The organism is Pseudomonas rubra (assembly GCF_028656935.1).
Classification (GTDB): domain Bacteria; phylum Pseudomonadota; class Gammaproteobacteria; order Pseudomonadales; family Pseudomonadaceae; genus Aquipseudomonas; species Aquipseudomonas rubra.
Genome location: NZ_JAMDGZ010000012.1, coordinates 1 through 12,099, shown reverse-complemented (window position 1 = coordinate 12,099; position 12,099 = coordinate 1). Strand labels below are relative to the sequence as shown.

Sequence of the window (12,099 nt, the reverse complement as noted above, 5' to 3'; positions counted from 1 at the left end):
CTGTGGGAGCGGCGATGCGGCGACCCGACTTGCCCCGCGATGCAGTCTTAAAAAATCAACGCAAATGATTACGCTCGTACGTCTCACGCCCCATCGCCGCGATCTGCCCCTCGATCAGCGCCTCGAACGGTTTTAACAGCGCATCAAAGTTCTGCGGCGCCTCCAGCACATTCAACGCCTGCACCACCGCCTCCAGGGTCGACAGCGCTCCTGGCTGCGGCGCCTTGCGCAAGCGATAGCGCGACGGCAGCACCTGGGCCAGGGTCACCCGCGGCAATGCGCCCAACAACGGATTCAAATGCAGCAACTTGCTTGCCTTGCGCCAGGTGCCGTCAGGCACCACCAATTGCCAAGGCCGCTCATCACGGTCATCGGCATAGGCCACCAGCGGCTGCGCCTGATCCCCGGGGAACAGCAAGGCACTGCGGTACTGCGGTTGCTCCAGCAGCGGCGCCAGGTCCTGGAACACTTCGCCCACGTGCAACTGGGCGTTGCGCAAGCCAAGCGCCGCCAGCTTGGCGGTATTGAGGGCATGTTGCACTTCGCTGGGGTGCTGCAGTAACAGCACACGGGTGCGGCTATCCAGGGACGGGATCATAGGGCAGAGGCAGTGGCTTTGGGGGCGCAGGCAGCGCTCGCAGTGGATTCTGGACATCGGGTTCTCCTGGGCGGGCAAAGTGTGCCACAGCAGTCCCGAAAAAAGCCCACTTCCCTGTGGGAGAGACGAAAAGCTTCAGCGGTTGAAACGTTCAGCCAGGCTGTACAGGTAATCGGCCATGCGCTCCAGGTCCTGACTGATCTCGGCGCCCTGCTTGGCCTGGCCGGCACTGTGGTCACACAACTGGGCAATGCGGGTGATCTGCTGGTTGATGTCCTCGGCGACATGGCTCTGCTCTTCCGAGGCCGTTGCCATCTGCTGGCTCATGCCGGTGATGCGACTGACCGCCTGAGTGATGCCCACCAACGCCGACTGCACCGCCTCGACACTGTGAACGCTGTCGCGCGAAATCTGCTCGCCCTTGCTGGCACTGGACACCGCCCGCTCGGCACCGGCACGCAATGACGCAATGATCTGGTGGATCTCTTCAGTGGAGGTGCGGGTGCGCTGGGCCAGCGAGCGCACTTCATCGGCAACCACCGCAAAACCTCTGCCCGCTCCCCCGCCCGCGCCGCTTCGATCGCGGCATTGAGCGCCAGCAGGTTGGTCTGCTCGGCAATCGAGGTGATGACATCGACCACGCTACCGATCGACTGGGTCTGGCCGGCCAGGGCATTGACCGCTAGGCCGATGTCGTTGACCGCGTCAGCCATGCTGCCCATGGCGCGCAGGCTCTGCTGCGCCAGTTCACTGCCTTGCTGGGCCAGGTGATCAGCATCACTGGCGGCCGTGGCAGTACTCTGCACGTTGTGCGTCACTTGCTGGATGGTTGCCGCCATTTGCGCGATCGCCGTGGCCGACTGATCGGTTTCGCTGCGTTGGCGGTCGAGCATCTGCGCCTGGGCGCCCGACAGGTCCGATGATTGCGCCGCCCGGGCCTTAACCCCCACCCCTGCGTCCACCAGCCGGGTCAGGGCGGTTTGCAGGCGCGCCTCCTCGCTGAGCATGGCCAGGTCCAACTGGCCCTGCAGGCCGCTGTTGTCACTATAGGTCAGGGCCACCAGCGGGCTGGTGAAGGCTTTCGGGTGCTCATCCAGGGTGCGGCGAATCACCCGGTTCTGCCGCGCCTCGATCAGGTACCAGGCGCTGAGCAGGCTGGCCATCAGCACCCCCAGGGCAGCGTACTGCGGCAACCACAGGTAGCTGACCAGCGACAGGATGCCTGCGCCCAGCAATGGCCAGCCATGCTCCAGGGTCGCGCCCAGCCGCGCCGCCAACGACACCGGGCTGCGCCCCTGGCGTAGCCGCGCATAAAGGCTGGCGGCCCGACGGATCTGTTCGCGGCTCGGCACCGATCGCACCGACTCGTAGCCGCTGATGCGACCGTCCTCGTAAATCGCCGTAACGTAGGCACTGACCCAATAGCAGTCGCCGTTCTTGGCACGGTTCTTCACCACGCCCATCCAGGGCTTGCCTTGTTTGATGGTTTCCCACATATGAGCGAACACCGCCGGCGGCATGTCCGGGTGCCGCACCAGGTTGTGCGGCTGACCGAGCAATTCTTCGTAGGTAAACCCGCTGATGGCGACGAAGGCGTCGTTGCAATAGGTGATGCGGCTGTTGAGGTCGGTGGTGGAAATCAGCCGCTGCTCGCTCGGAAAGGTTCTTTCATGCTCAGTGACGGGCAAATTCATGCGCATCTGGGCGATCCCTGCTAAGGAAATGATGGGAAATTTCATCAATCCAGTACAGGTGTAGCAGAGCAATTACGGTGCAGAGGTGGTTCCTTTCAGGATTTTTTGCAGCCGGAAGTAAATTTTTCAACAGCCGCTTCGTTCAGGCTGGAGTGAGGTGCGCCTTGAGCAGATCGCGGAAGGTCTGAATCAGGGGTTCGCGGCTGCGACCACGGCGAATGATCATCGAGAATGGCGCCTGATAACCGAACGTCGCCGGCGATAGCACCCGTAGATCGCCCTTGTCGGCCCAGGCCTGGGCGTAGTGCTCAGGCAGGTAACCGATGTAGGCCCCCGACAGCACCAGGATCAACTGCGCCTCCATACTCTCCACCGTTGCCGCACTGTGCTTGAAACCATGCCGGGCCAACTCGGCCTGGCTCCAGTAACCGCGCCCGACCATGCGTTGCTGGGTGATGACCTGCTCGGGGATGCGCCGCTCAGTGAATAGCGGGTGGCGGTTGCTGCAGTACAGCCAGTGCTGTTCGCGGTACAGCGGCTGGTAGACCAAGCCGCTCATGCGTGTGGAAAAGGCACCGATGGCCAGGTCCAGGCGATTGTCCTGCACGCCCAGTTGCAACTCGTAAGGGCTCGACACCGACAGGTGCAGGTGCACCGCCGGATGCTCCTGGCTGTAGGCACCGATGGCCTCGGCCAGGGGCAAGGCCCGATCACCGACGGTGGAGTCGATCACCCCCAGGTTGAGGGTCCCGCGCAGCTCGCCCTTGAGCGCGGCGGCGTACTGCTCGAATCCGTCCATTTCCGCCAGCAGGCGCAAGGTTTCCTGGTGGAACAACTCACCCTTGCTGGTCAGGCTGAACCCGCCGCGGCCACGATGGCACAGGACAATGCCCAGCGCGGCCTCCAACTGGCTCATGTAGGTACTGATCGCCGAAGTCGACAGGTTCAGCTCGCGTTGGGCATTGGCGAAACCCTGGTGACGCACCACGCTGACGAAGATGCGCAGCAGTTTCAAATCGGGCAAGGCAGAGGCCATATCAGCAGGTCCGCAGGGCAACAGATGGGCGGAGTCTAACCTCACTCTCGGCATTAGTTCAGAAAAACCTGAACTAAGTATTTGCCTGTAGCGATTCTTTTCATCCACTACCTTTTGCAGACTCTGCCGCAATACACCTGCTTGACGGTATTTCCGGGGGCTCCCCGGGCCGTCCAGACAGGTTCCAACAACTAGAACAATCGAATCGATGAGGCCCGACCGTGGACAAGATTCTGCACCAACCACTGGGCGGCAACGAAATGCCGCGCTTCGGCGGCATCGCCACCATGCTCCGTCTCCCCCACCTGCAAAGCGCCGAAGGCCTGGATGCCGCGTTCATTGGTATCCCGCTGGACATCGGCACCTCGCTGCGCTCCGGGACCCGCTTCGGCCCCCGGCAGATCCGCGCCGAATCGGTGATGATCCGCCCTTACAACATGGCCACTGGCGCTGCGCCCTTCGATTCGTTGTCGGTTGCCGATATCGGCGACGTCGCCATCAACACCTTCAACCTGCTCGACGCCGTGCGGATCATTGAAGAAGCCTACGACCAGATCCTGGAACACAACGTCATCCCCATGACCATGGGCGGCGACCACACCATCACCCTGCCGATCCTGCGGGCGATCCACAAGAAGCACGGCAAGGTCGGGCTGGTGCACATCGATGCCCACGCTGACGTCAACGATCACATGTTCGGCGAGAAGATCGCCCATGGCACCACCTTCCGCCGCGCCGTCGAAGAAGGCCTGCTGGACTGCGACCGCGTGGTGCAGATCGGCCTGCGCGCCCAGGGCTACACCGCCGAAGACTTCAACTGGAGCCGCAAGCAGGGCTTCCGTGTGGTTCAGGCTGAAGAATGCTGGCACAAGTCGCTGGCGCCGTTGATGGCCGAAGTGCGCGAGAAAGTCGGCGGCGGCCCGGTGTACCTGAGCTTCGACATCGACGGTATCGACCCGGCCTGGGCGCCCGGCACCGGCACCCCGGAAATCGGCGGCCTGACCACCATCCAAGCAATGGAAATCATCCGTGGTTGCCAGGGCCTGGACCTGATCGGCTGCGACCTGGTGGAAGTCTCGCCACCCTATGACACCACCGGCAACACTTCGCTGCTCGGTGCCAACCTGCTTTACGAAATGCTCTGTGCGCTGCCGGGTGTGGTTCGTCGCTAACGGTTGTGTACCAGGAATTGCAACAGGGCAGGAGCCATGACAGCCGGGCTGCAACGACAGCTCGCTGAATAGATGAATGACCCGGCGTCAGGCCTGCCTGGCGCCGGGATCGATCTCACCATAATAAAGATAATTGGAGACACCCATGGCCTTGGACATATTCGTTGTTCTGATCTATGCCGCCGGCATGCTCGCGCTTGGCTGGTTTGGCATGCGCCGGGCAAAAACCCATGAAGATTACCTGGTGGCCGGGCGCAACCTGGGCCCGGTCCTGTACATGGGAACAATGGCCACCACCGTGCTGGGCGGAGCCTCCACCGTGGGCACTGTCCGCCTGGGCTACGTGCACGGCATTTCCGGTTTCTGGCTGTGCGCAGCCTTGGGCATGGGCATCATTGCCCTGAACCTGTTCCTGGCCAAACCGCTGCTGCGCCTGCGAATTTTTACCGTGACCCAGGTGCTTGAGCGCCGCTACAACCCCATGGCCCGCCAGGCCAGTGCCGCGATCATGCTGGCGTATGCGCTGATGATCGGCGTGACCTCGATCCTGGCCATCGGTACCGTACTTGAAGTACTGCTCGACCTGCCGTTCTGGATCTCGATCCTGCTCGGCGGTGGCGTGGTGGTGATCTACTCGACCATCGGTGGCATGTGGTCGCTGACCCTGACCGATATCGTGCAGTTTGTAATCAAGACCGTCGGTTTGATGTTCATCCTGTTGCCGGTCTGCCTGTACAAGGTCGGGGGCTGGGACGAACTGGTGAGCAAGCTGCCTGAAGCCAGCTTCAGCCTGACCACCATCGGTTGGGACACCATCATCACCTACTTCCTGATCTACTTCTTCGGCATCCTCATCGGCCAGGATATCTGGCAGCGGGTCTTCACTGCCCGTGACGAAAAAGTCGCCAAGTACGCCGGTACCACCGCCGGTGTCTACTGTGTGTTCTACGGCCTGGCATGCGCGCTGATCGGCATGGCTGCCCATGTGCTGATGCCTGACCTGGGCAACCCCAACAACGCCTTCGCTGCAGTGATCAAATCGACCTTGCCAGACGGTATTCGTGGTTTGCTGATGGCCGCAGCCCTGGCCGCGATGATGTCCACCGCCAGCGCCGGCTTGCTCGCAGCGTCCACGGTACTGACCGAAGATTTGCTGCCAAAACTGCGCGGGGGCAAGCAGTCGAGCCTGGGCATCAACCGCCTGTTCACCTGCCTGACCGGCATGGTCGTACTGGCTATCGCCCTGGTGGTCAACGATGTGATCAGCGCCCTGACCCTGGCCTACAACCTGTTGGTGGGTGGCATGCTGATTCCGCTGATTGGCGCCATCTACTGGAAGCGCGCCACCACCGCCGCGGCGATCACCAGCATGACCTTGGGCTTCGTCACCGCCCTGGTGTTCATGATCAAGGATGGGATGGATGCCAACACGCCAATTTACTACAGTTTGGCGATTGGCCTGGTCAGCTTCGTGCTGATCAGCCTGATGTCCCGGCGTCCGGCGGGTGCCGTCAACCTGGCCTGACCGTCTGCAGTAGCGCGGCCGTCGCATCAGCCATGATGCGGCGGCCGTTTTGTTTTAGCGACGTGGCTGGCGCTTGCGCCGTTCTTCGTCGGTGGGGATCGGCACCGGCTGTAGCGGTGGCGGCAGCAGGCCCAGGGCGACGGCCAGGTCGTGGAGCCAGTTGTACAGATGGTTTGTCATAACTCCCCCTTACGGGTCAGCCTGCACGGCGAGTAAATCCTGCGATGCTTCATACAGATCATAGCCCGATGTCTTACATTGCGCATGTCAAAAACATACAACCAAAGCCAAGTTTGATCGTGATCAAGCACTGACCGCTACTACCGTAGCCTGGGTAACTGTTTCCCCTTGTTACAAATCGATTGCGCACACAGGCTAGCCGAGCAGGCTGCGCAGGCGTCGGCGCACCCACTGCTCAGCGCTGACCAGCGTCACCCCGAACAACACCAGGACTGCCCCGAGGACGAAGTTCAGGCTCAGTGGCTCACCGAGCAGCAGCACACCGAAGGTCACCCCGAACAAGGGCGTGATGAAAGAGAACACCGCCAGGTTCGACGCCAGGTAACGGCGCAGCAACCAGAACCAGGTCAGGTAGCTGAAGAACGACACGATCAGGCCCTGGAACAGCAAGCTGCCAATCGACAGCGGGGTGAACTGCACGTGGCTGACCTGGCCACTGGCCACAGCAATCAGCAGCAAGCCGATAAAACCCACTGCCAGTTGGTAGAACAGGGTCAAGGTCGCCGGGGCCTCGGACAGCCGCGAGGCGCGCACCACCACGGTGGTCGCGCCCCAAGCCAGGCCCGCCAGCACGCCAAAGGCATCACCGAGCAACATGCGCCCATCCAGCTGCTCCAGCGAGACGCCACCGGCAAAGGCAAAGGCAATGCCGCCGAACGCCAGCAAAATGCCGAGCCATTGCAGGGGGCGCAAGCGTTCGCTCGGCAGCATGAAGTGCAGGCCCAGGGCGGTAAATACCGGCGCGGTGTAGAGAAACACCGACATGTGCGCCGCCGAGGTCAGTTTCAAACCTTCAGCGATGAACAGAAACTCCAGTCCAAACAATGCCCCGGCCAACAGGCCGCCGCGCCAGGTGCTAGCAACCTGGTCCCAACCGCCGCGAAAACACATCAACAAGCCGACTAGCAGCGCCGCCATGCCCGAACGCATGGCCTGCTGCATCACCGGGGCGATATCTGGCGCCGCCCACTTGATCATGACCTGCTGGATGCCCCAGATCAGGCACAGCACCAGCATCACTTGCAAGGCAAAGGCATCGGTATTGCGGCGGATGGCGCTCATCGGGCGCCCCCGGTATCAGGCAACGACATGGCGGTTTCTCGGCAGAAGTGAATCCAGCGCCGATTATCAGCGGCTCCGACCGCTCAATGCCAGCCTTGTGTTGCCTGATTCAGGCAATCTGCGCGTTGCACGCCACTGTATCGAAGGTTGCCTGGTCCAGAGGATCAATCTGTTCATCCAGTACCTGGCGTGGGTGCTCGTTGCCCGGAATGCTACTGTCGAGCAGGCTCAACAGCCGCGAGCCGCGCTCAGTAAGGACAAAGTTTTCACCGTTACCGCCTTGATCTTCCGGCCGCGAAGCGATGTAACCGCGCTCAAACAGTATCTTTTCGTAATCACATGCCAGCGTTTTCAGATGATCCAGATCGCCAGGCGACGCGCCTTGCGCCGCGAGCTGGGCCGCATGTTGCTCGGCATAGGGTCTGGGGGTGAAACTGTGCCCGGCGCTGTTCTGCGCCTCGTGCAGCAGGCGTTCGATCAAGTCCCAGTCATAGGTGCTCATCAGCGTAACCTCAATCAGGGGTAGGTAAGGTTGTGACCGATGGGCGCGGCTGCGGTTCGACTGAACTTTGCTGCCCTGGCCAGGCTCAACCGCAAGACCTCACCTTGATTGCACAGGAGCCTGCCGATGAAGACCCTGTTGAACATTGCAGCCGCCGCCAGCCTGTTGCTGGCCCTTCCCAGCTGGGCCTGCACGCTGGAGGAAGCGACGGACAAACGCGAAGAACTGGCCAAAGAAGTGAGCAAGCTGACGGAGCAGAATCCGCAAAAAGCCAAGGAGATCAACGATGAATTGCGCGGGATGAAGCTTGAGAGTGCCAGCAAGGATTTGCCGGACAAATGTCAGCTGATCGACAAGCGGTTGCAGGTACTGAAGACCGCTGAGAAGAGGACTTGAAATCGGGATAACACTATCGCTGGCAAGCCAGCTCCCACAAGGACTGCAAAGAACCTGTGGGAGCTGGCTTGCCAGCGATGAGGCTGGCGCTTACTCCGCAGCCGGCGCCGGCTTGCGACGCTTGAGCGGCGCCAGGCCATCGGAGCTGGCCAGCGGTGCATTAGGTTTTGGCTTGGCCGTTGGCTTGCGCTTGGCAACTACCTTCTTGTCGCCCTTCTTGTCAGTCTTTTTCTTTTTCACGCCAGCAGCCTTGCCCGAGGCCTTGACCTTCTTCGGCCCGCTGTAGGTTCCTTTGACTTCCTTGATCACCCGGCGTTCGAAGGTCTGCTTCAGGTAGCGCTCGATGCTCGACATCAGGTTCCAGTCGCCGTGGCAGATCAGCGACACTGCCAGGCCTTCGTTACCGGCGCGGCCGGTACGGCCAATGCGGTGCACGTACTCGTCGCCGCTGCGCGGCATGTCGAAGTTGATCACCAGGTCCAGGCCATCGACGTCCAGGCCGCGGGCAGCGACGTCGGTCGCCACGAGGATCTTGGCGCCGCCTTGCTTGAGGCGCTCGATGGCCAGCTTGCGGTCCTTCTGGTCCTTGTCGCCGTGCAGCACGAACGCCTTGTAGTCCTTGGCCACCAGGTGCCCGTAGATGCGGTCAGCCATCACCCGGGTGTTGGTGAAGATGATCGCCTTGTCGTAGGTCTCGTTCTGCAGCAGCCACTGCACGATCTGTTCTTTGTGCTGGTTGTGGTCAGCGGTGATGATCTGCTGACGGGTGCCCTCGGCCAGTTGGCTGACGCTGTTGAGCATCAGGTGCTCAGGGGTTTTCAGGACCTTGCCGATCATGTCGCGCAGGCCGGCACCGCCGGTGGTGGCGGAGAACAGCATGGTCTGCTCGCGGTTCGGGCATTCGTTGCACAGGCGCTCGACGTCTTCGGCAAAGCCCATGTCGAGCATGCGGTCGGCTTCGTCGAGCACGATCACCTGGACATGCTCCAGGTGCAGGTTGCCGGCATTGAGCTGCTCGAGCAGACGGCCCGGGGTGCCGATCAGCACGTCCGGCACCTTGCGCAGCATCGCGGCCTGTTCCTTGAAGTCTTCACCGCCAGTGATCAGGCCGGCCTTGATGAAGGTGAACTGGGAGAAGCGCTCGACTTCCTTGAGGGTTTGCTGTGCAAGCTCGCGGGTGGGCAGCAGCACCAGGGCGCGAATCTCCACGCGCTTCTGCTTGAGGTCAACCAGGCGGTTGAGCATCGGCAGAACGAAGGCTGCGGTCTTGCCGCTACCGGTTTGCGCCGTTACCCGCAGGTCACGCCCTTGCAACGCCAGAGGAATGGCCGCTGCCTGCACCGGCGTCGGCTCGACAAATTTCAGCTCGGCCACGGCTTTGAGCAGGCGTTCGTGCAGGGCGAATTGGGAAAACACGGGTGTACCTCGGGCATGTGCAAAAAATTCAGTTGCATAGGGTAACGTTTTCCGGCGTCGGCGCCGAATTTCTTTTGGCAACTTCTTGCCGATCCGCGCTCTAATGGCCCTGTTTTCGACTTGCGGACACCTTTCGACACGGTTATGGACATTCAACAGATGTGGCAAAACACCCTGGACCTCTGGGGCACTCTCGATCAGCACCCGGTCCTGCACGCCGGTATCGGCCTTGGCGTACTGCTGGTGATTGCCCTGGTGCTCGGCCGCGTAGCGCGTTTTCTGGTACTGCATGCTGCGCGCCTGCTGGGACGCCAGCCGGCCCTGCACTGGGTCAATGACCTGCGCGAGAACAAGGTATTCCAGCGTCTGGCCCAGACCACCCCTTCACTGGTGGTGCAATTCGGCTTGAAGCTGGTGCCGGAGCTGAGCGCCACCAGCCAGCATTTCCTCGGCAACGTGGCCCTGGCCTTTACCATCCTGTTCCTGACCCTGGCCCTGAGCGCCCTGCTCGACGCCCTGCTGGACATCTACGCGCGCACCGAACATGCCCGTACCCGCTCGATCAAGGGCTATGTGCAACTGGCCAAGATGGTTCTGTTCGTGTTCGGCGCCATCGTCATCGTCGCCACCTTGATCGACCGCTCGCCGCTGTTGCTGCTCTCTGGCCTGGGTGCCATGTCGGCGGTCATCCTGCTGGTCTACAAGGACACCCTGCTGTCGTTCGTCGCCAGCGTGCAACTGACCAGCAACGACATGCTGCGGGTCGGCGACTGGATCGAGATGCCCCAGGTGGGCGCCGACGGCGATGTGGTGGACATCACCCTGCACACGGTCAAGGTGCAGAACTTCGACAAAACCATCGTCTCCATTCCCACCTGGCGCTTGATGTCCGAGTCGTTCAAGAACTGGCGCGGCATGCAGCAATCGGGCGGGCGACGGATCAAGCGCAGCCTGTTCATCGATGCCGGTGGTGTGCGTTTCCTGCGCAACGATGAGGAGCAGCGCCTGGGTGAAGTGCGCCTGTTGACCGACTACATCGCCCGCAAGCGCAGCGAGCTGAAGGTCTGGAACGAGGCCCAGGGTAATGTTGCCGAGCTGTCCGCCAACCGTCGACGCATGACCAACATCGGCACCTTCCGCGCCTACGCCCTGGCTTATCTCAAGAGCCACCCGGACATCCAGCCGAACATGACCTGCATGGTCCGCCAGATGCAGACCACCGCCCAAGGCGTGCCGCTGGAAATCTACTGCTTTACCCGCACCACGGTGTGGGCCGAGTACGAGCGTATCCAGGGCGATATCTTCGATTACCTGCTGGCGGTGTTGCCGGAGTTTGGCCTGAGCCTGTACCAGCAACCCAGCGGCAACGACCTGCGCGCAGGCCTGTTACCCTCGACCTTGCCCAGCCAGCAGCGGGCGCTGAGTGCCGAGACGACTGAGCCATAGCGACGCCAGAATCACTGCCCCGCCGATGAACAACCGGCCCAATGGCTCGTGCTGGTTCCAGATCAGCAGGTTGAGCAGCAAGCCGACCGGCACATGCAGGTTGTTCATCACCGCCAAGGTTGCGCCTGAGACCAGGCAGGCGCCCTTGTTCCACCAGTACAAGCCCAGCGCCGTCGGGCACAAGCCCAGGAACAGCAGCACCAGCCATTGCACGTCAGTGCTCGGCAGGTGCTGGGCGTTGCCGAACAGCAGAAAGGCCGGCAGCACCACCAGCAAGGCGCCCAGGTAGAAATAGCCAAAGCGCCGGTAATGCGGCAGGTCGCTGGGGTTACGGGCGATCAGGTGACGGTACAGCACCTGCCCGGCGGCATAGGTGAAGTTGGCCAGTTGCAGCAGCAAAAAGCCCATGAAGAAGTCCGGGCTGATGCTGTCGAAACGAATCACCGCCGCACCGGCAACCGCCACCAGCGCCGCGACCAGTGCCCAGGGATTGAAGCGCCGATTGAGCGCGTCCTCGATCAAGGTCACGTGCAAGGGCGTGAGGATGGTGAACAGCAGCACCTCCGGCACCGTCAGCACGCGAAAGCTCAAGTACAGGCAGACATAGGTGATGCCGTATTGCAGCGCGCCGATCAGCAGCATCGAGCGCATGAAGCGCGGTTCGACCTGGCGCCAGCGGGTCAGCGGCAGGAATACCAGCCCGGCGAGCAACACCCGCGCCAGTACAGCGAAATAGCTGTCGACATGGCCGGCCAGGTACTCGCCGATCAGGCTGAAGGAAAACGCCTGGATCAGCGCGACGATCAATAAATAGCCCATGTGCGCCCCTTGCTGTGAAGGCGCCGACCATATCGGGTCGTTTATCGCGGAGCAAGTGGGAGCGGGCTTGCCCCACGATGGGCATCGGTATCTACACATCTCGCGATTGCGTGTAGACCGCCGGCTTGTGGCCTCGACAAGCATTCCCGCCATGCACCAAGGCTGACAACGCCGCTCCTACAGGCCATGGCAC

At 61.8% G+C, this 12,099-nt stretch carries 11 protein-coding genes and 2 pseudogenes; 4 read left to right on the top strand and 9 right to left on the bottom strand.

The annotated features are described in order from the left end of the window. Window positions 1–55: 55 nt before the first annotated feature. The 4 genes and pseudogenes from M5G17_RS05070 to M5G17_RS05060 all read right to left on the bottom strand — a co-directional run bounded on the left by M5G17_RS05070 (window position 56) and on the right by M5G17_RS05060 (window position 3,328). Entirely contained in the window at window positions 56–655 is a 600-nt protein-coding gene (locus tag M5G17_RS05070; RefSeq protein WP_273891933.1) for a tRNA-uridine aminocarboxypropyltransferase, read from the bottom strand. A gap of 78 nt (window positions 656–733) precedes the next feature. Continuing rightward, window positions 734–1,707, bottom strand: a pseudogene (locus M5G17_RS27545) (methyl-accepting chemotaxis protein); the annotation flags it as partial. Between the two features lie 167 nt (window positions 1,708–1,874). Next, window positions 1,875–2,298 (bottom strand): annotated as a pseudogene (locus tag M5G17_RS27540) (PAS domain-containing protein); the annotation flags it as partial. Between the two features lie 136 nt (window positions 2,299–2,434). Beyond that, on the bottom strand, window positions 2,435–3,328 hold the full coding sequence (locus M5G17_RS05060; protein ID WP_273891932.1) for a LysR family transcriptional regulator: 894 nt from the start codon (window positions 3,326–3,328) through the stop codon (window positions 2,435–2,437). Window positions 3,329–3,549: 221 nt separating this feature from the next. On the opposite strand from M5G17_RS05060, the gene speB reads away from it, so the two are divergent. Next, window positions 3,550–4,500, top strand: coding sequence for an agmatinase (speB, locus tag M5G17_RS05055; protein WP_130263667.1), 951 nt, complete (start codon window positions 3,550–3,552; stop codon window positions 4,498–4,500). A 145-nt stretch (window positions 4,501–4,645) separates the two neighbouring features. After that, window positions 4,646–6,025, top strand: a complete 1,380-nt coding sequence (locus tag M5G17_RS05050) for a sodium:solute symporter family protein (RefSeq protein WP_273891931.1) — start codon at window positions 4,646–4,648, stop codon at window positions 6,023–6,025. Between the two features lie 54 nt (window positions 6,026–6,079). On the opposite strand, the gene M5G17_RS05045 is transcribed toward M5G17_RS05050, so the two are convergent. The 3 genes from M5G17_RS05045 to M5G17_RS05035 all read right to left on the bottom strand — a co-directional run bounded on the left by M5G17_RS05045 (window position 6,080) and on the right by M5G17_RS05035 (window position 7,829). Then, complete coding sequence (locus M5G17_RS05045) at window positions 6,080–6,205, bottom strand: PA1414 family protein (protein ID WP_267903244.1); 126 nt, start codon at window positions 6,203–6,205, stop codon at window positions 6,080–6,082. Between the two features lie 195 nt (window positions 6,206–6,400). Next, window positions 6,401–7,327 carry a DMT family transporter gene (locus tag M5G17_RS05040; RefSeq protein ID WP_273891930.1) on the bottom strand — a complete coding sequence of 309 codons (927 nt, stop codon included), beginning with the start codon at window positions 7,325–7,327 and terminating at the stop codon, window positions 6,401–6,403. 109 nt (window positions 7,328–7,436) lie between these two features. Continuing rightward, window positions 7,437–7,829 carry a transcriptional regulator gene (locus M5G17_RS05035; protein ID WP_273891929.1) on the bottom strand — a complete coding sequence of 131 codons (393 nt, stop codon included), beginning with the start codon at window positions 7,827–7,829 and terminating at the stop codon, window positions 7,437–7,439. A 126-nt stretch (window positions 7,830–7,955) separates the two neighbouring features. Here M5G17_RS05035 and M5G17_RS05030 point away from each other — a divergent pair, with 126 nt between their 5' ends. After that, the gene (locus tag M5G17_RS05030) at window positions 7,956–8,225 is read left to right on the top strand and encodes a hypothetical protein (protein WP_273891928.1); all 270 of its coding nucleotides are present in this window, start codon (window positions 7,956–7,958) and stop codon (window positions 8,223–8,225) included. A gap of 90 nt (window positions 8,226–8,315) precedes the next feature. On the opposite strand, the gene M5G17_RS05025 is transcribed toward M5G17_RS05030, so the two are convergent. Beyond that, the gene (locus M5G17_RS05025; protein WP_273891927.1) at window positions 8,316–9,641 is read right to left on the bottom strand and encodes a DEAD/DEAH box helicase; all 1,326 of its coding nucleotides are present in this window, start codon (window positions 9,639–9,641) and stop codon (window positions 8,316–8,318) included. A 144-nt stretch (window positions 9,642–9,785) separates the two neighbouring features. On the opposite strand from M5G17_RS05025, the gene M5G17_RS05020 reads away from it, so the two are divergent. Beyond that, window positions 9,786–11,087 (top strand): mechanosensitive ion channel family protein, encoded by a 1,302-nt coding sequence (locus tag M5G17_RS05020; RefSeq protein WP_273891926.1) that lies wholly within the window; start codon window positions 9,786–9,788, stop codon window positions 11,085–11,087. Here M5G17_RS05020 and M5G17_RS05015 read toward each other — a convergent pair. After that, window positions 11,028–11,906, bottom strand: a complete 879-nt coding sequence (locus tag M5G17_RS05015; RefSeq protein ID WP_273891925.1) for a carboxylate/amino acid/amine transporter — start codon at window positions 11,904–11,906, stop codon at window positions 11,028–11,030. The genes M5G17_RS05020 and M5G17_RS05015 overlap by 60 nt on opposite strands. Between the last annotated feature and the right edge of the window lie 193 nt (window positions 11,907–12,099).

What these genes read in the sequence shown, in the direction of transcription:
- M5G17_RS05045 (WP_267903244.1), bottom strand. Translation starts at nt 6,205, where the DNA reads ATGACAAACCATCTGTACAACTGGCTCCACGACCTGGCCGTCGCCCTG.
- M5G17_RS05060 (WP_273891932.1), bottom strand. Translation starts at nt 3,328, where the DNA reads ATGGCCTCTGCCTTGCCCGATTTGAAACTGCTGCGCATCTTCGTCAGC.
- M5G17_RS05035 (WP_273891929.1), bottom strand. Translation starts at nt 7,829, where the DNA reads ATGAGCACCTATGACTGGGACTTGATCGAACGCCTGCTGCACGAGGCG.
- M5G17_RS05050 (WP_273891931.1), top strand. Translation starts at nt 4,646, where the DNA reads ATGGCCTTGGACATATTCGTTGTTCTGATCTATGCCGCCGGCATGCTC.
- M5G17_RS05020 (WP_273891926.1), top strand. Translation starts at nt 9,786, where the DNA reads ATGGACATTCAACAGATGTGGCAAAACACCCTGGACCTCTGGGGCACT.
- M5G17_RS05070 (WP_273891933.1), bottom strand. Translation starts at nt 655, where the DNA reads ATGTCCAGAATCCACTGCGAGCGCTGCCTGCGCCCCCAAAGCCACTGC.
- M5G17_RS05040 (WP_273891930.1), bottom strand. Translation starts at nt 7,327, where the DNA reads ATGAGCGCCATCCGCCGCAATACCGATGCCTTTGCCTTGCAAGTGATG.
- M5G17_RS05015 (WP_273891925.1), bottom strand. Translation starts at nt 11,906, where the DNA reads ATGGGCTATTTATTGATCGTCGCGCTGATCCAGGCGTTTTCCTTCAGC.
- M5G17_RS05030 (WP_273891928.1), top strand. Translation starts at nt 7,956, where the DNA reads ATGAAGACCCTGTTGAACATTGCAGCCGCCGCCAGCCTGTTGCTGGCC.